19 protein-coding genes and 1 pseudogene are annotated in these 20,542 nt (G+C 75.3%); 12 read left to right on the forward strand and 8 right to left on the reverse strand.

The genetic code is table 11. The features are described 5' to 3' along the window. Position 1 precedes the first annotated feature (1 nt). Complete coding sequence (locus QSK21_RS04005; RefSeq protein ID WP_285693797.1) at positions 2 to 1,018, forward strand: ATP-binding cassette domain-containing protein; 1,017 nt, start codon at positions 2 to 4, stop codon at positions 1,016 to 1,018. After that, positions 1,018 to 1,851 carry an ABC transporter permease gene (locus QSK21_RS04010; protein WP_285693798.1) on the forward strand — a complete coding sequence of 278 codons (834 nt, stop codon included), beginning with the start codon at positions 1,018 to 1,020 and terminating at the stop codon, positions 1,849 to 1,851. The genes QSK21_RS04005 and QSK21_RS04010 overlap by 1 nt, the downstream gene beginning before the upstream one ends. Positions 1,852 to 1,937: 86 nt before the next feature. On the opposite strand, the gene QSK21_RS04015 is transcribed toward QSK21_RS04010, so the two are convergent. Beyond that, positions 1,938 to 2,459 (reverse strand): GNAT family N-acetyltransferase, encoded by a 522-nt coding sequence (locus QSK21_RS04015; RefSeq protein WP_285693799.1) that lies wholly within the window; start codon positions 2,457 to 2,459, stop codon positions 1,938 to 1,940. Beyond that, entirely contained in the window at positions 2,456 to 3,535 is a 1,080-nt protein-coding gene (gene rsgA / locus QSK21_RS04020; protein WP_285693800.1) for a ribosome small subunit-dependent GTPase A, read from the reverse strand. Before rsgA ends, QSK21_RS04015 begins: the two co-directional genes overlap by 4 nt. Before the next feature lie 289 nt (positions 3,536 to 3,824). Between rsgA and QSK21_RS04025 the strand changes: the two genes are divergently transcribed. The 3 genes and pseudogenes from QSK21_RS04025 to QSK21_RS04035 form a co-directional block, all read left to right on the forward strand. Beyond that, positions 3,825 to 5,090, forward strand: a complete 1,266-nt coding sequence (locus tag QSK21_RS04025; protein ID WP_285693801.1) for a hypothetical protein — start codon at positions 3,825 to 3,827, stop codon at positions 5,088 to 5,090. Positions 5,091 to 5,156: 66 nt separating this feature from the next. Continuing rightward, positions 5,157 to 5,456 (forward strand): 4a-hydroxytetrahydrobiopterin dehydratase, encoded by a 300-nt coding sequence (locus tag QSK21_RS04030; RefSeq protein ID WP_285693802.1) that lies wholly within the window; start codon positions 5,157 to 5,159, stop codon positions 5,454 to 5,456. A gap of 26 nt (positions 5,457 to 5,482) precedes the next feature. Next, a pseudogene (locus QSK21_RS04035) lies at positions 5,483 to 5,845 on the forward strand (TIGR00725 family protein); the annotation flags it as partial. A 137-nt stretch (positions 5,846 to 5,982) separates the two neighbouring features. On the opposite strand, the gene QSK21_RS04040 reads toward QSK21_RS04035, so the two are convergent. Then, entirely contained in the window at positions 5,983 to 6,735 is a 753-nt protein-coding gene (locus QSK21_RS04040; RefSeq protein ID WP_285693803.1) for an ABC transporter permease, read from the reverse strand. Further along, the gene (locus QSK21_RS04045) at positions 6,728 to 7,735 is read right to left on the reverse strand and encodes an ATP-binding cassette domain-containing protein (protein WP_502871499.1); all 1,008 of its coding nucleotides are present in this window, start codon (positions 7,733 to 7,735) and stop codon (positions 6,728 to 6,730) included. The genes QSK21_RS04040 and QSK21_RS04045 overlap by 8 nt, the downstream gene beginning before the upstream one ends. 90 nt (positions 7,736 to 7,825) lie before the next feature. Between QSK21_RS04045 and QSK21_RS04050 the strand changes: the two genes are divergently transcribed. Then, positions 7,826 to 8,590 (forward strand): TetR/AcrR family transcriptional regulator, encoded by a 765-nt coding sequence (locus QSK21_RS04050; protein ID WP_285693804.1) that lies wholly within the window; start codon positions 7,826 to 7,828, stop codon positions 8,588 to 8,590. Positions 8,591 to 8,618: 28 nt separating this feature from the next. Here QSK21_RS04050 and QSK21_RS04055 read toward each other — a convergent pair whose 3' ends face one another. Beyond that, positions 8,619 to 9,389 carry a hypothetical protein gene (locus QSK21_RS04055; RefSeq protein ID WP_285693805.1) on the reverse strand — a complete coding sequence of 257 codons (771 nt, stop codon included), beginning with the start codon at positions 9,387 to 9,389 and terminating at the stop codon, positions 8,619 to 8,621. Positions 9,390 to 9,670: 281 nt separating this feature from the next. Here QSK21_RS04055 and QSK21_RS04060 point away from each other — a divergent pair, with 281 nt between their 5' ends. Next, positions 9,671 to 11,047, forward strand: coding sequence for an alkaline phosphatase PhoX (locus QSK21_RS04060; protein ID WP_285693806.1), 1,377 nt, complete (start codon positions 9,671 to 9,673; stop codon positions 11,045 to 11,047). On the opposite strand, the gene QSK21_RS04065 is transcribed toward QSK21_RS04060, so the two are convergent. After that, a complete protein-coding gene (locus QSK21_RS04065; RefSeq protein WP_285693807.1) occupies positions 11,022 to 12,005 on the reverse strand; it encodes a LysR family transcriptional regulator in 984 nt (327 codons plus the stop codon). The two genes, QSK21_RS04060 and QSK21_RS04065, sit on opposite strands and share 26 nt — an antisense overlap. A gap of 85 nt (positions 12,006 to 12,090) precedes the next feature. Between QSK21_RS04065 and QSK21_RS04070 the strand changes: the two genes are divergently transcribed. The 5 genes from QSK21_RS04070 to QSK21_RS04090 all read left to right on the forward strand — a co-directional run bounded on the left by QSK21_RS04070 (position 12,091) and on the right by QSK21_RS04090 (position 17,963). Next, positions 12,091 to 13,185: an aminotransferase class V-fold PLP-dependent enzyme gene (locus QSK21_RS04070; protein ID WP_285693808.1), complete on the forward strand. Its 1,095-nt coding sequence runs from the start codon at positions 12,091 to 12,093 to the stop codon at positions 13,183 to 13,185. Positions 13,186 to 13,293: 108 nt separating this feature from the next. Beyond that, positions 13,294 to 13,947 carry a LysE family translocator gene (locus tag QSK21_RS04075; RefSeq protein WP_285693809.1) on the forward strand — a complete coding sequence of 218 codons (654 nt, stop codon included), beginning with the start codon at positions 13,294 to 13,296 and terminating at the stop codon, positions 13,945 to 13,947. Positions 13,948 to 14,150: 203 nt separating this feature from the next. Continuing rightward, on the forward strand, positions 14,151 to 15,212 hold the full coding sequence (locus QSK21_RS04080) for an ACP S-malonyltransferase (protein ID WP_285693810.1): 1,062 nt from the start codon (positions 14,151 to 14,153) through the stop codon (positions 15,210 to 15,212). Positions 15,213 to 15,272: 60 nt separating this feature from the next. Continuing rightward, positions 15,273 to 17,186, forward strand: a complete 1,914-nt coding sequence (locus QSK21_RS04085; RefSeq protein WP_285693811.1) for an acyl-CoA dehydrogenase family protein — start codon at positions 15,273 to 15,275, stop codon at positions 17,184 to 17,186. A 201-nt stretch (positions 17,187 to 17,387) separates the two neighbouring features. Further along, on the forward strand, positions 17,388 to 17,963 hold the full coding sequence (locus QSK21_RS04090; protein ID WP_285693812.1) for a TerD family protein: 576 nt from the start codon (positions 17,388 to 17,390) through the stop codon (positions 17,961 to 17,963). Positions 17,964 to 18,178: 215 nt separating this feature from the next. Here QSK21_RS04090 and QSK21_RS04095 read toward each other — a convergent pair whose 3' ends face one another. Further along, positions 18,179 to 18,604, reverse strand: a complete 426-nt coding sequence (locus QSK21_RS04095; protein WP_285693813.1) for a RidA family protein — start codon at positions 18,602 to 18,604, stop codon at positions 18,179 to 18,181. A gap of 67 nt (positions 18,605 to 18,671) precedes the next feature. Beyond that, positions 18,672 to 20,369 carry a class I adenylate-forming enzyme family protein gene (locus QSK21_RS04100; protein WP_285693814.1) on the reverse strand — a complete coding sequence of 566 codons (1,698 nt, stop codon included), beginning with the start codon at positions 20,367 to 20,369 and terminating at the stop codon, positions 18,672 to 18,674. Positions 20,370 to 20,542: the final 173 nt, after the last annotated feature.

Below are 20,542 nucleotides of genomic sequence, written 5' to 3' on the forward strand. Positions count from 1 at the left end.
GATGGGGGAGAGCGCGGAGCCGATCGTGGTGGCCGAGGGCCTCCACAAGAGCTTCGGTGAGACCCGCGCGCTGCGCGGGGTGGACCTGGCGGTGCCCGCGGGCACGGTGTGCGGGGTGCTGGGTCCCAACGGCGCCGGGAAGACGACGCTGATCCGGATCCTGGCGACGCTGTCCGACCCGGACGCCGGAACCGCCAGGATCGCCGGGCACGACGTCGTGCGCGAGGCGGGGCGGGTGCGGGAGCTGATCGGCCTGGCCGGGCAGTACGCGGCCGTGGACGAGAAGCTGACCGGGCGCGACAACCTGCGCATGTTCGGGCGGCTGTACCACCTGCCGCGGGCCGGGGCGCGGCGCCGCGCCGACGAGCTGCTGGAGCGGTTCGGGCTGATGGAGGCGGCCGACCGGCAGGTGGCCGGGTACTCCGGCGGCATGCGGCGGCGGCTCGATCTGATCACCAGCCTGATCCTGCGTCCCCGGGTGCTGTTCCTGGACGAGCCCACCACGGGGCTCGACCCGCGCAGCCGCAGCGAGATCTGGGAGGCGATCAGGGAGCTGGTCGCCGACGGCACCACCGTCCTGCTGACCACGCAGTACCTGGACGAGGCCGATCAGCTGGCCGGCGCGATCGTGGTGGTCGACCACGGCCGGGTCATCGCGGAGGGCACGCCCGACGCGCTCAAGGCGGGCATCGGCGACCGGCTGGACGTGGCGCTGGAGGACGACGCGCAGGTGCCGCTGGCGGCGCGCGTGCTGGGCGGCCTGACCGGCGGGGAGCCGGAGGCCGGCGGCGAGCCGGGCCGCCTCAGCGTCGCGCTGCGGCGCGACGGGGTGCGGCTGGCCGATGTGGTGCGGGAACTGGACGGGGCGGGGGTCGCCGCCGCCGACGTCGGGCTGCGCCGCCCCACCTTGGACGAGGTGTTCCTGCATCTGACCGGTCATCGCGCCACCGCCGTCCCCGGGAGGAACGGCGGGGCGGCGGGCGAGCGGGCAGGCGAGAAGGTCAAGGAGGGTGTGTGATGGCCGCGACGCAGGCGGTGGGCGGCCTGTCCGCGCTGGGGCGGATGCGCTGGACGCTGGCCGACGGGTTCACCCTGGTCGGCCGTGAGCTGAGCCGGCTGCGGCGCGAGCCCGGCCAGCTGATCGCGTCGCTGATCTTCCCGGCGGTGATGGTCGTGCTGTTCGGGTACGTGTTCGGCAGCGCGATCGCGGTGCCCGGCGGCGGGAACTACCGCGAGTACCTGATGCCGGGCCTGTTCGCGATGGTGACCTTCTCCTCGGTCATGGCGATGACGATGAAGGTGGCCACCGACGCCTCCAAGGGCGTGATGGACCGGTTCCGGTCGATGCCGATGGCGCGGTCGGCGGTGCCGTTCGGGCAGACCGGCGCCGACATCCTGACCGGTCTCCTCGGCCTGGGGCTCATGGCGGTGGCGGGCCTGCTGGTCGGGTGGCGGGCGCACCGTGGCGTGCTGCCGACGGTGGAGGCGTTCGCGCTGTTGTGCCTGATGCGGTACGCGGTGAGCTGGGTGGGCTGCTACCTGGGCCTGGTGGTGAAGGACGAGCAGACCGCCGACCAGATGGTCCCGCTGCTCCTGCCGTTCACCATGCTGTCGAACTCGTTCGTGCCGACCGACGGGATGCCGGGCTGGCTGCGGTTGGTCGCCGACTGGAATCCGGTGAGCGCCATGACGGCGGCGGCGCGGCGGCTGTTCGGCAACCCGAACGTGGCGTCGGGGGACGTGCCCTGGCCCGTCGCGCATCCCGTGGCCGGTGTGCTGCTGTGGTCGGCGGTGCTGCTGGTGGTGTTCGTGCCGTTGTCGATCCGCACGTACCGGCGCAAGGGACGCTGACGGGCGTGCCGCCCCGGGCGGGCGGGAAGGGCGCGGCCGTCCCCGCGCCGCCCGGGGCCGGTGCCGGTGCCGGGCCGGTACCGGTGTCAGACGCCGAAGGGCGCCGCGTACCGGATCGTCCCGGACGGCACATCGCCCGCGCCGCCCGGGTCGTCGAGGGTGAGGGCCATCAGTGCCTCGTCGGGCGCCTCGAACGGCGCCCGGATCCCCAGCCGGGATGCCGGGGCGAAACCGAACCTGGGGTAGTAGCCCGGATGCCCGAGAACGACCACCAGCCGCTCGCCCCGTTCACCGGCGGCCCGCAGCGCGGCGCGCGTGACGGCGCCGCCCGCGCCCTGTCCCTGGTACGCGGGCCGTACCGCCACCGGGGCCAGGGCGAGCGCGGGCTCGCCGCCGACCGTGCAGCGGGTCAGCAGCGCGTACGCGGCGATGCGGCCGGTGGGGGCCTGGGCCACCCAGGACAGGCCGGGCAGCCAGGCGGCGTCGCGGCGCAGGGCGTCGACCAGGTCGGCCTCTTCGGCGGTGGGGAAGGCGGCCAGCAGGACCCAGCGCACCGCGGGGGCGTCCGCCGGGGTCTCCGGGCGGGTCCGCCAGGAGGGCGGCGTCACCGCCTCTTCCCCTTGATCTGGTAGCTCTGCCGCAGCGAGCGGGTGATCTCCCGGCGGCGGCGGGACCGTTCGGCGCGCAGCCGCGCGTCGCCGCGGGAGGCGGCCCATGCGTTCTCGCGCAGCAGTTTGCGGTAGGCGTCCAGCCTGCGCGCGGGCAGGGCGCCGTCCTCGATGGCCGCCAGCACCGCGCATCCGGGCTCGGTGGCGTGGGCGCAGTCGGCGAAGCGGCATCGCCCGGCCAGTTCCTCCACGTCGGCGAAGACCTGCCGGATGCCCTCGCCGGCGTCGAACAGGCCGATGCCGCGCAGGCCGGGGGTGTCGATCAGCACGCCGCCGCCGGGCAGCGGCAGCAGTTCGCGGCGGACGGTGGTGTGCCGTCCCCGGCCGTCGGTCTCGCGCACGGCGCCGGTGGCAAGGTGGTCGGCGCCGAGCAGGGCGTTGCCGAGGGTGGACTTGCCCGCGCCGGACGGGCCGATCAGCGCGATGGTGCCGGTGAGCGCCGCGGTGACCGCGTCCATGCCGGTTCCGGTGGAGGCGCTGCAGGGCACCACGTCCACGCCGGGTGCGGCCGCGGCGGTCTGGGCGGTCAGCGCGGCCTCGGCGGCGGGATCGGCCAGCAGGTCGGACTTGGTCAGGACGATCACGGGCCGGGCGCCGCTCTCCCAGGCCAGGGCGAGCAGCCGTTCGACGCGTCCGGCGGCGAAGCGGGCGGTCAGCGACAGCGTGACCGCGACGGTGTCGATGTTGGCGGCCAGCACCTGGCCGTGCGAGTCGCGGGAGGCGGTGGCCCGCACCAGGGCGGTGCGGCGGGGCAGCAGCGCGGTGATCGCGGGCCGTTCCCCGGCGCTCAGGGCCGCCCAGTCCCCCGTGCAGGGACCCTGCGTCGGGTCGGGCGAGGCCACGGGCGCGGTGTCGGCCCGTACGGGGCCGGTCTCGGTGATCGCGTCGCACCGGCCGCGGTCGACGGCGGCGACGCGGGCGGGTATCAGCCCCGTCGCGCGGTACGGGGCGAAGGCGTGTTCGAGGTCCCCGTTCCAGCCATAGGCGGACAGGGTGTGCGAAGGAGAAGAGGTCAACGTGGGAACCCTTGCGTGAAGGGGCCCGCCGACCGCGCTCTGGGGTCAGCCGCGGGCCCGGGAGAAGAGGATGGCCGGAGTGCTGCGCGCAGCAGCCATCACCGCGACGGCCATGCGTCTCACCTCCCCTGGGTCGAGCTTCCCGGTTCAAGGGCCTGTTCCGGTTCACCCTACGGCAGGCCCGGGCCGTCCGCCACCGCGATGTCGCGGGGCCTCGGCCGGAAACTCTTCGGGCGCCTCGGCGGTTATGGTGATTGAGAACTATCTCGACCGTCGTGGGGGCGAGGCCGTGGACGAGCCAGAGCAGCAGTCAGCCCAGCAGCCGGACCGGCGCCTGGACGAGCGGCCGGACGGGCGGCGGGACGGGCGGGGCGTGGTCGTTCCGCTGGAGCCGCGGGTCCCCGGGCCGGGCGGTCCGCTGGCGGCCAGGCTGGACCGGGCCGCGGCCGAGCGGATGGAGGAGCTGTGGGCCGAGCTCGCCCCGGCGGCCGCCGAGGCCGCGCGGCTGGCCGGGACGATGTCGGAGCCGGTGCGCCGGGCGGCCTCCGACGCGGCCGGGCGCGCCGCCGCCACGATCGTGGAGCAGATCTCCGGCACGCCGGTGATGCGGGCGGTGGAGCAGGCCGCGCGTGAGGCGGCGGTGCGCGTCGCCACCGGCGCGGCGGAGAGGGCGGTGCTGGAGGCGCGCACGGCGGCCGAGTCCAGCGCGGTGGCGGGTGCCGCCCTGGAGGCCACGACCACCGCCATGACGATCGCGGGGCAGGCCGCCTCGCACCCGATGGCGGTCGCCGCCGCGCGCCTGGCCGCGCGGCATCCGCTGACGCGTGCGGCCACCGCGACCGCGCTGGAGGTGGCGGGCCGTACGGTGACCGCCCCGCTGGTGCGGGAGGCGACCAGGATCGTGGCGGACTCGGTGATCGACACGGTGGCGGGGGTGGCCGCGGACGTGGCGATGGACGTGGGGCGCGAGGTGGTGTTCCGCGTCGTCCGCGACACGGCGCGTGACACGGCGCGGGAGCTGGCCGCCACCGCGGGGGCGCGGGCCCGGGAGGCCGCCGCGGTGTCGCCGGTCACCGCCGCGGCGGCCGCGGCCGCGGCGGGGCTGGCCACCGAGATCGCCGCGAGCGAGGGCTTGCGCGGCACCGTCCGTTCGGCCGGTGGGCTGCTGTCGGCCGTGGCGGGCAGCGCCGTCGCCCGTACGGCCCGTGACCTGGCGGGGCGGGCCGCCGCGACCGCGATCGAGGCGGTGCTGGCCGAGCTGATCCGCGAGGCGCTGCGGCTGGCGATGAAGGACGCGCTGCGCGAGCTGGTCGTGGACGCGGCCCGCGAGGTGGTCGTCGATGTCACCAAGAGCACCTGGACGGCGGCGACGGCCCGCCCGGTGCCGCGTCCCGCCGAGACCGAGGTGGCCGAGGCCGGTGAGGCGATCACGTCGTTGACCGGGCTGCTCGGCCGGGCCGCCCGCGCCACCGCGGGGCTGGTGGAGTCGGGGCCGGACCGCGATGACCCGTGGGCGTCGGCGATCCGCGACGACGCACCCTCCGGCGGTGCGTGACACTGGTGACGAGGGGGCCGGAAGGCCAGGGCTCACGGTGAGAACCAGCACGGAAGGGGCGGGCGCATGGCCGAGCTGCTCGATGACGCCGCGATCACCGGCCGGCTCGAGGGGCTGCCGGGCTGGACGCGGGACGGCGGGGTGATCCGGCGGCGGGTGACGGCGCCTTCGTTCATGGCGGGGATCGAGCTGGTGCGGGAGGTGGCGCGGGCGGCCGAGGACGCCGATCACCATCCCGACATCGACATCCGCTGGCGGACGGTGACCTTCGCGTTGTCCACGCACAGCGCGGGCGGGCTGACGGGCAAGGACTTCGACCTGGCCGGGCGGATCGATGAGATCGCCTCCCGGCACGGCGCCGAGTAGGCCGGGCCGGCGGCCGGGGACCCGCGATGGCGGTGCAGGTCGCGGTGTGCGGTCCGGGTGAGTGCACCGCGGACGAGCGGGCCGCCGCGCATGAGACGGGCAGGTTGCTGGCCGGGCGCGGCGCCGTGGTGGTGTGCGGCGGCTACGGCGGTGTGATGGCGGCGGTGGCGGCCGGGGCGCGGTCGGCGGGCGGCGTGGTGGTGGGGGTGCTGTCGGGCGCCGACCGTAGCGGCGCGGCGCCCGACCTGACCGTGGCGCTGCCGACCGGGCTGGGCCAGGCCCGCAACGCGGTGATCGTCAACTCGGCGGACGCGGTGATCGTGGTGGGCGGGTCGTGGGGGACGCTGTCGGAGCTGGCGCTGGCGATGCGGCGCGGCGGCGTCCCGGTGGTGGGGCTGGGCGGGTGGCGGGTGCTGGACGCCTCCGGCCGCCCGCCGCCCGGCGTCCGGTACGCCGCCGACCCGGCGGAGGCGGTCGCGCTGACCGGCCTGTGGGTGGGGACCGGCCGTGGCGGTGGCGGGCGGGGTCAGCGGGTGCGGCGCCGGAACAGGGGGCCTGAGAACGCGGCGGCGGCCAGCAGCAGCCCGGCGCACCAGGCGAGCGCGACGGCGGGGCGGGTGCCGACGGGCTGGTCGAGCAGGAGCCCGCGGACGCTCTCGATGATCGGGGTGGCGGGCTGGTTGCGGGCGAAGCCGTGCAGCCAGCCCGGCATGGTGTGGATGGGGACGAACGCGCTGCTGGGGTAGGGCAGGAACAGCACGAAGAAGGTGAACCCGCCGGCGGCCTCGGCGGTGCGGGCCAGCAGCCCGACCATGGCCGACACCGCCGACATGGCGACGATGAACGCGGTGATCAGGCCGAGAGCGGCGGCCCATCGCAGCGCCCCGGCGCCGGGGCGGAAGCCGATGGCGAAGGCGACGGCGAAGACGATGGCGACCGAGCCGAGGTTGCGCAGGGTGCCGGCGGTGATGTGGCCGGACAGCAGGAGCCTGCCGCCGATGTCCATGGAGCGGAACCGGTCGACGATGCCCTCGTTGAGGTCGGCGGCGACGGCCACGGCGGTCATGGACGCGCCGTAGGCGGCGCACAGCATCAGCACGCCGGGCACGGCGTAGGTGACGTAGTCGGTGCCGGTGTCGATGGCGCCGCCGAACAGGTAGACGAACAGCAGCAGCACCATGACGGGCAGCAGCAGCGCGGTGAGCAGCGAGTCGACGTTGCGGAAGGTCATGCGCAGGCTGCGGCCGGTCAGGACGGGCCAGGCGGCGAGTTCAGGCAACGGGGGTCTCCTGGGTCCGGGGGCGGGTGCCGGCGGCGGCCGGGGCGCGGCCGGTGAGGGCGAGGAACACCTCGTCGAGGGTGGTGTCGTGGACGGAGAAGCGGGCGACGGCGGTGCGGGCGGGGTCGATCTCGTCGAGGAGGGAGCGCACGTGGGAGGAGGTGCCGTCGGTGGCGGCGCCGAGGGTGAGGGCGGAGGGGTCGAGCCGGACGGCGCGCCCGCCCAGGGCGCGGGCCAGTTCCCGGTAGGCGTCGGGCCCGGTGGCGGTCAGGTCGAGGCGTTGCCCGGCGACGCGGCTCTTGAGCTGGGCGGCGGTGCCCTCGGCGACGACGCGCCCGGCGTCCAGCAGGGCGATGCGGTCGGCGAGCTGGTCGGCCTCCTCCAGGTACTGGGTGGTGAGGAGGACGGCGACGCCTGAGGCGGTGAGGTCGCCGACCACCTCCCACAGGGCGCGCCTGCTGCGCGGGTCGAGGCCGGTGGTGGGCTCGTCCAGGAACAGGACGGCGGGGTCGGTGAGCAGCCCGGCCGCCAGGTCGAGGCGGCGGCGCATGCCGCCGGAGTAGGTGGCGACGCGGCGGCCGCGCGCCTCGGTGAGCTCGAAGCGTTCGAGCAGCTCGGCGGCGCGGCGGCGGGCGCGGGCGCGGGACAGGCCGCGCAGCCGTCCCATCATCCGCAGGTTCTCCTCGCCGGTCTGCAGCTCGTCGACGGCGGCGTACTGGCCGGTGAGGCTGATGGCGCGGCGGACCTGCCGGCGCTGGGCGAGCACGTCGAACCCGGCGACGCGGGCGGTGCCGGCGTCGGGCTCGGTGAGGGTGGACAGGATGCGGACGGTGGTGGTCTTGCCCGCGCCGTTGGGCCCGAGCAGGGCGAACACGCTGCCGCGGGCGACCTGGAGGTCGAGGCCGTCCAGGACGGTGACGCGCCCGTAGGACTTGGTCAGCCCGGCCGCGTGGACGGCGGTCTGGGCCGGTGCGGGACTCGCCGCGCTCACGGAACTCACTGCGTACCCCTTACGCGTTACTGTTTATGGCCTACGCTGTACTGCGTAGGCTATACACATGGGGGGAGGCGGGGTCAACCCGGAGAGGTGATGGGGACGAGCGAGAGCGACGGCGCGGGCCTGCCGGAGGGCATCGAGCTCGCGTGGGGGCTGCGTGAGCGGCCCGGCAAGGGGCCCAAGCGCGCGCTGACGCTGCGGGGGGTCGTCCAGGCGGCGGTGCGGGTCGGGTCGGCCGAGGGCCTGGAGGCGGTGTCGATGGGCCGGGTCGCCTCCGAGCTGGGCGTGTCGCCGATGGCCCTGTACCGGTACGTCCCGTCCAAGAACGACCTGCTGACGCTGATGGTGGACGAGGTGTTCGGCCCGCCCCCGCCGCTGCCGGACGCCGCCGAGCACGGGTGGCGGGCGGCGCTGGGGGCCTGGATGTCGGCGATGCGCGCGGCGCTGGCGCAGCACCCGTGGATCCTGCGCGTTCCCATCACCGGGCCGCCGACCATGCCCAACAACGTGCGGTGGATGGAGGCGGGCCTGCGCGCGATGCGCGGCATGGGCCTGTCGGGGGGCGAGCGCCTGGCGGCGCTGATGCTGCTGAGCACCTACGTCCGCTCGGATGTCACGCTGCAGCACGACCTGCAGACCGCGTGGCGGGCCGCCTCGACCTCCGAGGCGGAGGTGCTGCGCGGCTACGGGGCGCTGCTCGCCACGCTCACCGACGCCGGGCGCTTCCCCGAGCTGCACGCCCTGCTGGACGAGGGTGTGTTCGACGGGGCCGTGGAGGACCCCGACGCCGATTTCGCCTTCGGCAGGGAACGGCTGCTGGACGGCATGGAGGCGCTGGTGGCGCGCCGCTCGGGCTGAACGGCCCGCCGCCGGCGCCGGAGACCGCCTATCCGGGCCGCCGCGCGGTGTCCTCCCCCTGCCTTTCCTGGTGCCTGTGCCGCTGCTTGTCCCGCTGTCTCTTGCGCCGCTCGTACTCGCGGAGGGCGATGACCACGGCGGCCAGGATCGGGCCCCAGTACTTGGCCGACCGCACGACCGCCTGGACCCAGCCGGGCAGGGTGATGTCGGGAAGCCAGGACAGGTCGATGTCCGGCCAGGGGATGCGGGGCCGCCGCAGGCGCGGCGGGTCGAGGTCCGGCAGGTCGAGCGCGGGCAGGTCGATGTCGGGCATGGGGATCCGGATGAGCCCGGCGAGGCCCAGCAGCGGCAGCAGCACCTTGGCGACGGCGGCGGCGACGTGCCGCGCCGCGAACAGGCGGGGGTGGCGGCGCGCGAAGCGTTCGCGGCGTTCGGCGCGGCTGCCCGGCGGCGGGGTGAACCAGATCTCCCCGCCCCCGGTGACCAGCTCCTTGAGGCCCGCCAGATCGAGGTCTCTGACGTCCTTGATGTCGTTGACGTCCTTGAGGGCCGCGGCGTCGCCGGGGGCGGGCAGGAGGGCGACCACGGCGAGGTGCCCGAGGCGGTCCCACTCGGCGCGGACGGTGGTGTCCCCGTGGGTGATCCTGGTGGTCTTGTTGCCGGTGACCTTCTGCTCGGCGACCTGCTCGCCGTCGACGAACAGCCGGAGGTGCCGGGTGGTGCGCGACCGCGGGCCTTCCACCTCCAGGCGGTGCCCGTCGTGTTCCAGCACCCAGCGTTCCTGGGCGGTGTCGGCCATCGAACTCCCCCGGTGGCGTGGACGGATATGCGCCCTGTGGTGGCGCGCGGTCCACGATGCCCGCCGTGCGGGCGCCGGGCATCGGCCCATGTGCCACACCGGATAGACCAAAGTCGACGATCGCCCCGCCCCTGGATGGGGTGGACGGCCGCCGGCGCGGTTGCGGCGCAGGTGAGCGGCCCGCCCGCACATCATGATCAAAAAATGCGGTTCCGATGGTTCCCAAGGGGAACGGCCCGGGTGCACACTTGGCTGTCACATCTCCTGCGCAAGGAGGGGTCATGTCTGTCACACGACGTCAGGTCCTCGCGAGCGGGGGCGCCACGGTCGGGGCGGGAATCGCGTTCGCCGGTGCCGTGGACCAGGTGTTCGCCGGCAGCGGCGCCGCCGCCGCGGTGGGCGGCTCGGCCGGGTACGGCCCGCTGGTGCCCGATCCGCGCGGCGTCCTGGACCTGCCTCGGGGGTTCCGGTACCGGATCCTGTCGCGGGAGGGCGAGCCGCTGAGATCGGGGCAGGGGCCGGTGCCCAGCCACGCCGACGGCATGGCGGCCTTCCCCGGCGGCCACGGCCGGGTGTGGCTGGTGCGCAACCACGAGAACCGTCCCGACGCCGTGCACCGCGTCCCGGCGATCGACGGGTTGACCTATGACCCGCAGGCCCTGGGCGGCTGCACGGCCCTGGAGGTCGGCGCGGACGGGCGGGTGCACACCGAGCGGGTGGCCATCGCCGGGACCGCGATCAACTGCGCGGGCGGCCCCACCCCGTGGAACACCTGGCTGACGTGCGAGGAGGCCGAGGACAAGGCGGGCACCAACGGCTACACCAAGGACCACGGGTTCGTGTTCGAGGTGGACCCCTACCGGCCGGGGCGGACCGAGCCGGTGCCGCTGACGGCGATGGGGCGGTTCCAGCACGAGGCGGTGGCGATCGACCCGCGCGACGGCGTGGTGTACGAGACCGAGGACGCCTTCGAGCGGCCGTTCGGGCTGTTCTACCGGTTCCTGCCGCGCCGGCCCAGGGGCGGGTTCGGCAGCCTGCGCGCCGGCGGGCGGCTGGAGGCGATGCGGGTGCCGGGGGTGCCGGACCTGTCGGTGGTGCGGGAGCCCGGCACGGTGTTCGACCGGGTGCAGTGGGTGCGGGTGCCCGATCCGCTGGCCGTGCGGACCCCGATCCGGTTCCAGGACTTCGGGCGGTCCGGCATCACCCACGCGCAGAAGCTGGAGGGCTGCTACTGGGGCGGCGACCGGGTCTACTTCGTCAGCAGTTTCGCGCGCACCGGCGAGGGGTCGGGCGCCGACCATTTCGGGCAGGTGTGGTCCTATGAGCCGCGCGGCGGCCGGCTCACGCTGGTGATCGTGTTCGGGCCGGGCACCGGCACGGACACGGTGGGGGAGTCGCCCGACAACATCGCGCTGGCCCCGCAGGGCGGTCTGATGGTGTGCGAGGACGGCGGCGGCGCGCAGTTCGTGTTCGGTGTGACGCGGGGCCGCAAGGTGTACCCGATGGCCCGCAACCGGCAGAACATCGGCACCGAGCAGGAGCCGGAGTGGGGCGAGTTCGCGGGGGTGACGTTCTCCCCGGACGGCCGGACCATGTTCCTCAACGTCTACGAGCCGGCCACCACCTTCGCCGTCACGGGGCCGTGGCGGCGCCTGTGACCGTCCCCCCGGTGATCTCCCCGGTGGTTGTTGCGGTCTGATCCCTGTCGCCGCCGGCCCGCGGAGGGCCGGCGGCGACGGCGATGATCTCGTCCAGGAGCGCGGCGGTGGCGGGCGGTGTCGGCCCGTCGGGGACCAGCGCGCTGATGCGGCGGCCGCCCAGGTCCGGGCAGGGCGGCAGCGCGACGCCGGGTTCGTGGTGCAGGTCGAAGGCCAGCGCGGGCAGGGCGGTGACGGCCAGGCCGCGGGAGACCAGCCGCTGAACGGCGATGTGGTCGTCGGTGGAGTAGGCGATGCGCGGGCTGAACCCGGCCTGCGCGCAGGTGCGCAGCAGGTGCCCGCGGCACCGCTCGCATCCCGACGCCCAGGTCTCCCCGGCCAGGGCGGGCAGCGTGACCGGGCCGGGGGACCGGGCGAGGGCGTGGCCGGCGGGCACCGCCAGGCGCACGGGGTCCTCGCGCAGCGGGATGCGGCGCAGCCCCGCGTCGGCGTCGGCGGGGGCGTGCGGGTAGGTGAACACGACGGCCAGGTCGGCGTCGCCCTCGCGCAGGGTCCGCAGCGCCTGGCCGGGTTCGGCCTCGGTGAGGGAGACCACCACGCCGGGTGCGCGGGTGCGCAGCGCGTCCAGCGCGTCGGGCAGGAACGCGGCGGCGGCGGTGGGGAACATCGCGACGCGGACCCGGCCGGCGCGCAGCCCGGCGATGGCGGCGACGCGCTCGCGGGCCTCCTCCATGAGCGCGATGACCTCCCCGGCCTGGTCGGCCAGGATCCGTCCCGCCTCGGTGAGGCGGACGCCCCGTCCGTGCCGGACCACCAGGGGCGTGCCGGCCTCGGCCTCCAGCCGGGCGATGTGGTGGGAGATGGCGGGCTGGGTGTAGGACAGGGCCCGCGCGGCGGCGGTCATGGAGCCCAGCCGCCCGACCTCGCGCAGGATCCGTGCCCGGTTCAGGTCGAACACGCCCCCAAGCTATCAAGGATGTTTGGGTCCGATCCAGAAGACAGTACTTTGCCTTATGGGTGCGGTGTCGCCGATGATCGGGGCTATGACGGTCCACACCGCCGCCGGGGAGCGGCTTGCGATCGAGGAGGCGCGGGCCCGGTTCCGCGCCGGCGTCGCCTATCTCGACACCCCCACCTACGGGCTGCCGCCGCGCGCCGCGCACGAGGCGGTGCTGGCCTCCGAGCGGGGCCGCGTGACCGGGCGGCTGCGCACGGCCGACGCCGATGAGGCGGTGGAGCGGTCGCGGGCGGCGTTCGGGCGGCTGATCGGGGTGCCGCCCGAACGGGTCGCGATCGGGTCGCAGGTGTCCTACTTCGTGGGCCTGGTGGCGGCGTCGCTGCGGCCGGGCTCGAGGGTGCTGGTGGCCGACGGGGACTTCACCTCGCTGCTGTTCCCGTTCCTGGAGCGCGCCGAGCGGGCCGGTGACCTGGTGGTGCGGTCGGTTCCGCTGGAGCGGATCGCCGAGCGGGTGGAGCCGGGCGTGGACCTGGTGGCGGTGTCGGCGGTGCAGTCGGCCGACGGGCGGATCGCGCCGATGCAGGAGCTGATCGGCGCGGCGCGGGCGCACGGGGCGCGGATCCTGCTGGACGCGACGCAGGCCGCCGGGTGGCTGCCGCTGCCGGCCGACCGGGTCGACCTGCTGGTGTGCGGCGCCTACAAGTGGCTGCTGAGCCCGCGCGGCACCTGTTTCCTGGCCGGCTCGCGCGAGGCGCTGGAGGCGCTGCCGGCGATCGGCGCGGGCTGGTACGCGGGCGAGCGGGTGTGGGAGTCGGTGTACGGGGCGCCGCTGCGGCTGGCCGCCGACGCGCGGCGCCTGGACCTGTCCCCGGCCTGGCAGAGCTGGGTGGGCCTGGCCCCGGCGCTGGAGCTGCTGGAGCGGGTGGGCGTCCCGGAGATCCACCGGCACAACGTGGCGATGGCGGGCCGGTTCCGCGCGGGCCTGGGCCTGCCGCCGGGGGACTCGGCGATCGTGTCGGTGCCGGTGACCGGGGGGACGGCCGAGGCGCTGGCCGAGGCCGGGGTGGCGGCGTCGATGCGGGACGGGCGGCTGCGCTGCGGCTTCCACCTCTACACCACCGAGGAGGAGGTGGACCGTGCGGTGGAGCTGCTGTCGGGCCGCGTCACCGCCCGCCCCTGACCCGGATCGCCCGTTCCCCGGTGTACCGCCCGTTCTCCGGTGAACCGCCCGTTCCCCGATAGTCTGGGCGCCACGGGACGTGCACCGGGGTCTGGAGGAGGCGCTGCGGTGGGAACGGAGCAGCTGGCGGCGTTCGCGGTGACGATGTGCCTGGGCGCGATGTCCCCCGGGCCGGACTTCGCGCTCGTGGTGCGGCACGCGGCCGTGGGCGGGCGGCGCGGCGGGACGGCGACCGCGCTGGGCATCGCCGCCGGGGTGCTGATGTGGGCGGTGACCGCCGCGCTGGGCGTGGCGGCGCTGCTGGCCGCCTCGGCCACCGCGTTCACCCTCGTCAAGATCGTCGGCGCGGTGTACCTGCTCTTCCTGGGGGTGCGGTCGCTGCGGGCGGCGGCCAGGGGCACCGGCGGCGGCGCTCCCGGCGAGACCGGCGGGACCGGCGGCTCCGGCGGCGGGGGCGCGTCGCCCTGGCCGTGGACGGCATTCCGGCAGGGGCTGCTGTGCAACGCGCTGAACCCGAAGGCGGCGGTGTTCTTCGTCGCGCTGATGCCCCAGTTCCTGGGCGAGCATCCGGCGGTCACCGACACGCTGCTGCTGTCGGTGGTGGCCGCGGCCGTGGCGGGCGTGTGGTTCCTGGTGGTCGCCAACGTGGTGGGCGCGCTGCGCCGGGTGATGGCGCGTGAGCGGGTCCGCCGCGCCATCGACGGGCTGACGGGCACGGCGATGATCGGGCTGGGCCTGCGCCTGGCCGCCTCCCGCGCCTGACCCTGGCGCGTCTGATCCTGCGCGTCTGATCCTGCTGTGCTCGGCCCTCCCGCGCCAGCCGGCCGTGTTCGCCGAGGTCGCTGACGGTTGTCAGGCCGATCCGATGCGTGAATAATCCGGATCGGAGAAACTTTCACTTATTCGGAGTAAGGCGCACATTAACTCCGCGGAAGGTCCTTTCGCCTTCAGGTAAGGAGAATCCGGTGTCCCTTTCCTCCGCCTGGCGGGAGCACGCCGGTCCCGGTGTCGGCGTCGCCTTCCTTTTTCCTGGCACCGGCTCGTCGGGCGTCCCGGACCTGCGGGCGCTGGCGGGCGCGCACCCGTCCGCTCCGGCGCTGGTGGAGGAGGTGGTGGACGCCGTCGAGGAGGCCCTTCAGGACGCCGCCCGGGACACCGTTCCCGGACCGGGCGGGCAGGGGGCGCCGCCGCGAGGGCGGTGGCCGTCGATGCGGCGGGTCCTGCTGGAGGAGCCGGAGGAGTTCCGCGTGGTCGCCGGCGTGCCGGGCGTTCCGCAGATGGCCTCCTACGTCGTGTCGGTGGCGGTGGAGCGGGTGCTGCGGGCCGCGGGGGTCGAGCCCGGTTTCGCGGTGGGGCAGAGTTTCGGTGAGCTTCCGGCGCTGGTGTGCGCGGGGGTGTTCACCGTGGGGGAGGGCGCGGCGATGGCCGCGAGCCTGGTGCGGGTGCTGGCCCGGTACGGCGCCGGTGGCGGGATGGGCCTGGTGGCGGCCGACGAGGGCGGGGCCGAGGAGCTGATCGCGGCGGCGGGCGCGGCGGGGCGGGTGGTGGTGGCCTGCCGTAACGCCCCGTCGGTGACGGTGGTCAGCGGCCCGTCGGACCCGTTGGAGCGGGTGCTGGAGGCCGGCCGGCGGGCGGGGGTGCGGGCGGTGCGGCTGGCGGTGCCCTACCTGTCGCACCATCCGGCGATGGCGGGCGCCGACCGCGAGTGGTACGGGCTGATCCGGCGGTTCCCGCAGCGGCCGCTGCGGGTGGTGGTGCATTCCCCGGTGCGGGGCCGCGCCTACGAGGACGGGGACGATCTGCATCGCGCGCTGGCCGAGTGCATCGTGGCGCCGGTGTCGCTGCCGGAGACGCTGCGGGCGGTGCACGAGGCCGGCGCGTCGGTGTTCGCGGAGGCGGGCGCGGGCGACGCGCTGTGCCAGTGCGCGCGGCTGTGCGTGCCGGGAGCGCGGACGCTGGTGCCGCTGCCGCCGCGTCCCCGCCGTGCGGCGGCGGCCGGGGGCCGCCCCGCCGGCGCCGGTGCCTGACCCGTCCCGCCGGTCCGGCGGGGAAAGCGGCCGCGAGAGGACGCGGAGGGAGACGTGGAGATGGACGTTCCCGGTTCGGCCGCAGGCCCGGATCTGCTGCGGTTCGTCCGCGGCCCGGCCCCGGACGGCGGCCCGGACGGCGGGCCGGACGGCGGGCCGGAGGGTGGGGTGGGGGCGATGGCGGCGCGGGCGGTGCCCGGCGCGTTCTTCGCCTATCCGGACGGGCTGGCTCCGCGTGACCGCCAGGCGCTGACCTACCGGCGGCTGCGCGAGGCGGGCAGGAGCGCGCCGCCGGCGGCCGAGCTGCTGGCCGACCCGCCCGCGCTGTGCGCGCTGCTGGAACGCGCGGCGGTCGCCGATCCCGCCCTGTTCCATGTGATGCTGCTGCACTACACGCTGGCGCTGGGACCGATCCTGCGGCTGGGCGCGCCGGGCGCGGGCCCTGGGCGTGAACGCGCGGACCTGGAGTCGATGGCCTCGTTCGGGACGCTGCTGATGACCGAGCTGGGCCGCAGCAACAGCCATCTGTCGCCGCGCACGCTGGCCCGCTACGACGCGGCGGCGGGGGAGTTCGTGCTGGACACCCCGGACGCGCGGGCGGTGAAGTTCCCGACCAACACCGCGCATCCGCTGGTGCCCAAGACCGCCGCCGTGTACGCGACGCTGGTGCATCAGGGCGCCGAGCGGGGGGTGTTCGTGTTCGTGGTGCCGCTGCGCGGCGCGGACGGGACGCCGCCCCCGGGCGTGCGGATCCTGCCCGCGCCCGACACCACGGGGTTGCCGGTGGACTATGCGGCGGTGCGGCTGGAGGGGGTGCGGGTGCCGCGGGAGGCGTGGCTGAGCGACGGCGCGTCGCTGGGCCCGGACGGGTCCTTCCACGATCCGGCGGGGGACGCGGCGCGGCGGCTGACGCGGTCGATGGGGATCGCGCCCGCGGTGTGGCGGGCGGTGATCTCGGCGATGGCGGCGGTCACGCGGGCCTCGGCGGCCACGCTGCTGGCGCATTCGGCGGGCCGTGTCACGCTGGGGCGGCTGGCCCCGCTGCGTCCCCTCACCGACTACGGCAACCAGCGCGAGGCGGTGCTGTCGGCGCTGGCCTCGGCGTACGCGCTGACGGCGGTGGCCTGGCACGTCAAGGGCTCGCGCACCGCCGCGGACCCGCACCCGCACCCGGCCCAGGCGCCGGAGGGCGGCGCGGGGCCGGCCACGGCGTGGGCGCCGTGGTCGGCGGTGGACCGGGACCTGGCGTTGCTGAAGGCGGCGGCGACGGTGGAGGCGGACGCCACGGTGTCGCTGTGCCGGACGCATTGCGGCGCGCCGGGGTTCACCGGCACCGACCGGCTCAACGCCTACCGGGGCCTGACGCACGCGTATCTGAACGCGGGCGGCGACAACGACCTGATCCTGTTCGACACCGCGCGGGCCATGGCCGGCCTGGACGGCTACCGGCCGCCGCGGTGGCAGGCCCCGCCGCCGGACGGCGGGGACCTGCTGTCGCCGCGGGTGTGGCTGGGGGCGGCCGGCGCGTGCGAGGAGCGGATGCGGGCGCGCCTGGCGGGCCGGGTGGAGGCCGCGCGGCAGGCGGGGCTGGACGGGTTCGCCGCCTGGAACGCCAACCTGACCCTGGCCGCCCGTACCGCCGAGGCGTGCGCGGACCGTCTCGTCCTGGAGATCCTCACCGGTGCCGCGGCGGGCGGCGGTGTCCCGGGCGCGCCGGTCGATGCGCCGGAGGGGGTGCTGGGTGATGTGCTGCGCCTGTACGCGCTGGGGTGGATGGACCGGCGCGGCGGGCGGCTGCTGAACGAGCGGGTGGTGACGCCCGGGACGCTGGACCGGGTGTGGGAGCTGCGGGGCCGGGTGGCCGATGCGCTGGCGCCGCACGCGGGGCGGCTGGCCGCCGCGTTCGAGCTGCCCGGGGAGATCACCGCGCCGGGCGCGTTCGTCCCCGGTGCGCGGGAGGCCGGGGGCGGGTGATTCGGGGGGCCTATGAGGCGTGGTTCGGCCGTGCGCGGCGCGGTTTTCCCCTACGGTGTGCGGAGGCGGATGCGGCACGCCGACCGGCGGCGTGGGCGGTGGGAACCGGCACCGGTTGACTACCGTTCTCGTTACAGGTTCTCGTGACAGACCGTACGGGTGGACAGGCGTCCGCGCGGACGCGATACGGAGGTAGACACAGTGGGAGTCAGTCTGAGCAAGGGCGGCAACGTCTCGTTGACGAAGGAGGCTCCCGGACTGACCGCGGTCGTGGTGGGTCTGGGCTGGGACGTGCGGACCACGACCGGAAGCGACTTCGACCTGGACGCCAGCGCCCTGCTGTGCTCGGCGGAGAACAAGGTCCTGTCGGACAAGCACTTCGTGTTCTTCAACAACCTCAAGAGCCCGGACGGGACGGTGGAGCACACCGGTGACAACCTGACCGGCGAGGGCGAGGGCGACGACGAGCAGATCAAGGTGAACCTGGCGGCGGTGCCCGCCGAGGTCGCCAAGATCGTGTTCCCGGTGTCGATCTATGACGCCGACAACCGGCAGCAGAGCTTCGGCCAGGTCCGCAACGCCTTCATCCGGATCGTCAACCAGGCCGACAACAGCGAGATCGCCCGGTACGACCTGAGCGAGGACGCCTCGACCGAGACCGCGATGGTGTTCGGCGAGCTGTACCGGCACGGCGCGGAGTGGAAGTTCCGCGCGGTCGGACAGGGTTACGCCTCCGGCCTGGCCGGTATCGCCTCCGATTTCGGCGTGAACGTCTGAGCACGCACGTCCGGGCACGCACGTCCGGGCACGCACGTCCGGGCACGCACGTCCGGGCACGCACGTCCGGGCACGCACGTCCGGGCAGGCGACGGCGGGCGCCGCGCCGGGACTTGCCGGGACATGCCAGGGCCCCGGGGAGAAGACTCCTCCCCCGGGGCCCTTCGCGTTTCCGCCCTCCGCTGCCCGCCTCGGGCGGGACCTTCGGCGGTGGTTCAGGCGGGGACGGCGGCGAGCGCCTCGATCTCGATGAGCAGGTCGTCGCGGAACAGCGCGGACACCTCGACCAGGGTGCTGGCGGGGCGGACGCCGTCGGGCAGGAACTCGTCCCGTACGGCGCGGACGAGGGGGACCTGGGTGACGTCGCGGACGAAGTAGCTCAGTTTGAGCACGTGCTCCCAGCCGGCGCCGGCGGTGGTGAGGGCGTGCCGCAGGTTGGTGAACACCTGCCGGGTCTGGGCGGCCAGGTCGCCGGGGCCGACGAGCTCTCCGGAGGAGTCCAGCGCGATCTGGCCGCTGATGACGACCAGGCGGTGGGGCGGGTCGGCGGTGACGACATGGCTGTAGCCGGGGCCGGGCGCAAGCCCGGGCGGCGCGATCTGCCCGATGGTGGTTCCGGGACGGGTTTGGTTGTCGCTCACCCGCCCCAGCTTAGCGGCGTGATCGAGAGCCTGCGCCGCGGCGGGCGGGGCGCGGCCGGGGTGCCGTTCAGGGGAGCAGTTCGGCGCGCAGCTGCGTTTTCAGGAGCTTGCCGCCGGGGTTGCGGGGCAGGTCCTCCTCGCGGAACCACACGTGCGCGGGCACCTTGTAGGCGGCGATGCGTTCGCTGAGGAAGGCGCGCAGTTCGCCGGCGGTGGCGGTGGCGCCGGGGCGCAGCCGCACGACGGCGCCGACCTCTTCGCCGAGCACGTCGTGGGGGACGCCGATGACGCCGCAGTCGGCGACGGCGGGGTGCTCGTACAGGGCGGCCTCGACCTCGGCGCAGTAGATGTTCTCGCCGCCGCGGATGAGCATGTCCTTGGCGCGGTCGACGATGTAGACGAAGCCGTCGTCGTCGAGGCGGGCCAGGTCGCCGCTGTGGAACCAGCCGCCGGTGAAGGCGCGGGCGGTGTCCTCGGGCCGCCCCCAGTACCCCTTGATGACGTTGGGGCCTTTGATGAGCAGCTCGCCGACCTGCCCGGCGGGCAGGTCCCGGCCGGTGGCGGGGTCGACGACGCGCACGTCGCAGACCGCGACGGGCGGGCCGACGCTGTCGGGGCGTTCGATGTAGCCGGCGCCGGCGTTGTAGGTGGTGACCGAGGAGGTCTCGGTGAGGCCGTAGCCGTTGCCGGGGGTGCGGGCGGGCAGCCGTTCTGTGATCGTGTCGACGAGGGTGGGGGGTGCGGGGGCGCCGCCGAAGCTGACGCCGGTGAGGCTGGAGGTGTCGTACTTGGCGAAGTCGGGGGAGGTGAGGACCTGCCAGGCCATGGCGGGCACGCCGCCGAACCCGGTGACGCCCTCGCGTTCGATGAGCCGCAGCGCCTGCTCGACGTCCCACTTGTACATCAGCACCACGGTGCCGCCTTGCAGGGCGCTGGTGACCAGCACCGAGTGGCAGCCGGTGACGTGGAAGAACGGCACCGACAGCAGCGTGACGCGGCGCTGGGGCGTGAGCACGTCGGTGATGTCGCGGCCGCCGCGGACCTCGGCGGAGACGATGCCGTAGGCGAGGCTGACGGGGTTGCCGGCGATGTTGCGGTGGGTGCCCAGGGCGCCTTTGGGACGGCCGGTGGTGCCGGAGGTGTAGAAGATGGTGGCGTCGTCCTCGGGGTCGAGGGGCACCTGCGGCGGGGTGGTGGCGGGGTCGACGTCGCCGAGCACGTCCTGCCAGGCGCGGGCGCCGGGCGGCAGGGCCTGCGCGCCGCCGGTGCCGGGGCGGGCGACGATGGCGGGCACGCCCAGGCGGGGCAGGGCCTCGGCGAGCCGTTCGGCGCGCTGGGCGTCGGCGACCAGCACCTTGGCGCCGCTGTCGGTGAGGCCGTACTCCAGTTCGTGGGCGGTCCACCAGGCGTTGAGGGGGACGACGACGGCGCCGGCGATGGCGGCGCCGAAGAACGCCACCGACCATTCGGGGAAGTTGCGCATGGCGATGGCGACGCGGTCGCCCTTGGCGACGCCGTAGTGGTCGATGAGGCGGTGGGCGAAGGCGGCGGCGTGGGCGTAGTGCTCGGCGAAGGTGAGCCGGTCGTCCTCGTAGACCAGGTAGTCGGTCTCGCCGTGGCCGCGGGACAGCTCCAGGATGTCGCGCAGGCTGGTGGGGGCGTGCTTCCAGACGCGGGTGCGCACGCCGCGGATGTCGATCTCGTCGATCTCGAACGGCTGCCCGGGGGCGGTCAGGGCCTTGCGTACCTCGGCGACGCTCTTCACACGCGACCTCCCTGCCGTCCGCCCCGCCGGGACCCCGGTGGTCCCGAACACGGTTCGGCCGGTCTCGTGGGGAATGTATGGCGGCGGCGGCCGTCAGGTCAACGCGGTGTTCCCCGCGCGGGTACGGGTGGTGAACGCGGGGCGGACCCGCCCAGGTCCGTTGCGAGACCGGC

Source organism: Actinomadura sp. NBRC 104412, assembly GCF_030269515.1.
Classification (GTDB): domain Bacteria; phylum Actinomycetota; class Actinomycetes; order Streptosporangiales; family Streptosporangiaceae; genus Spirillospora.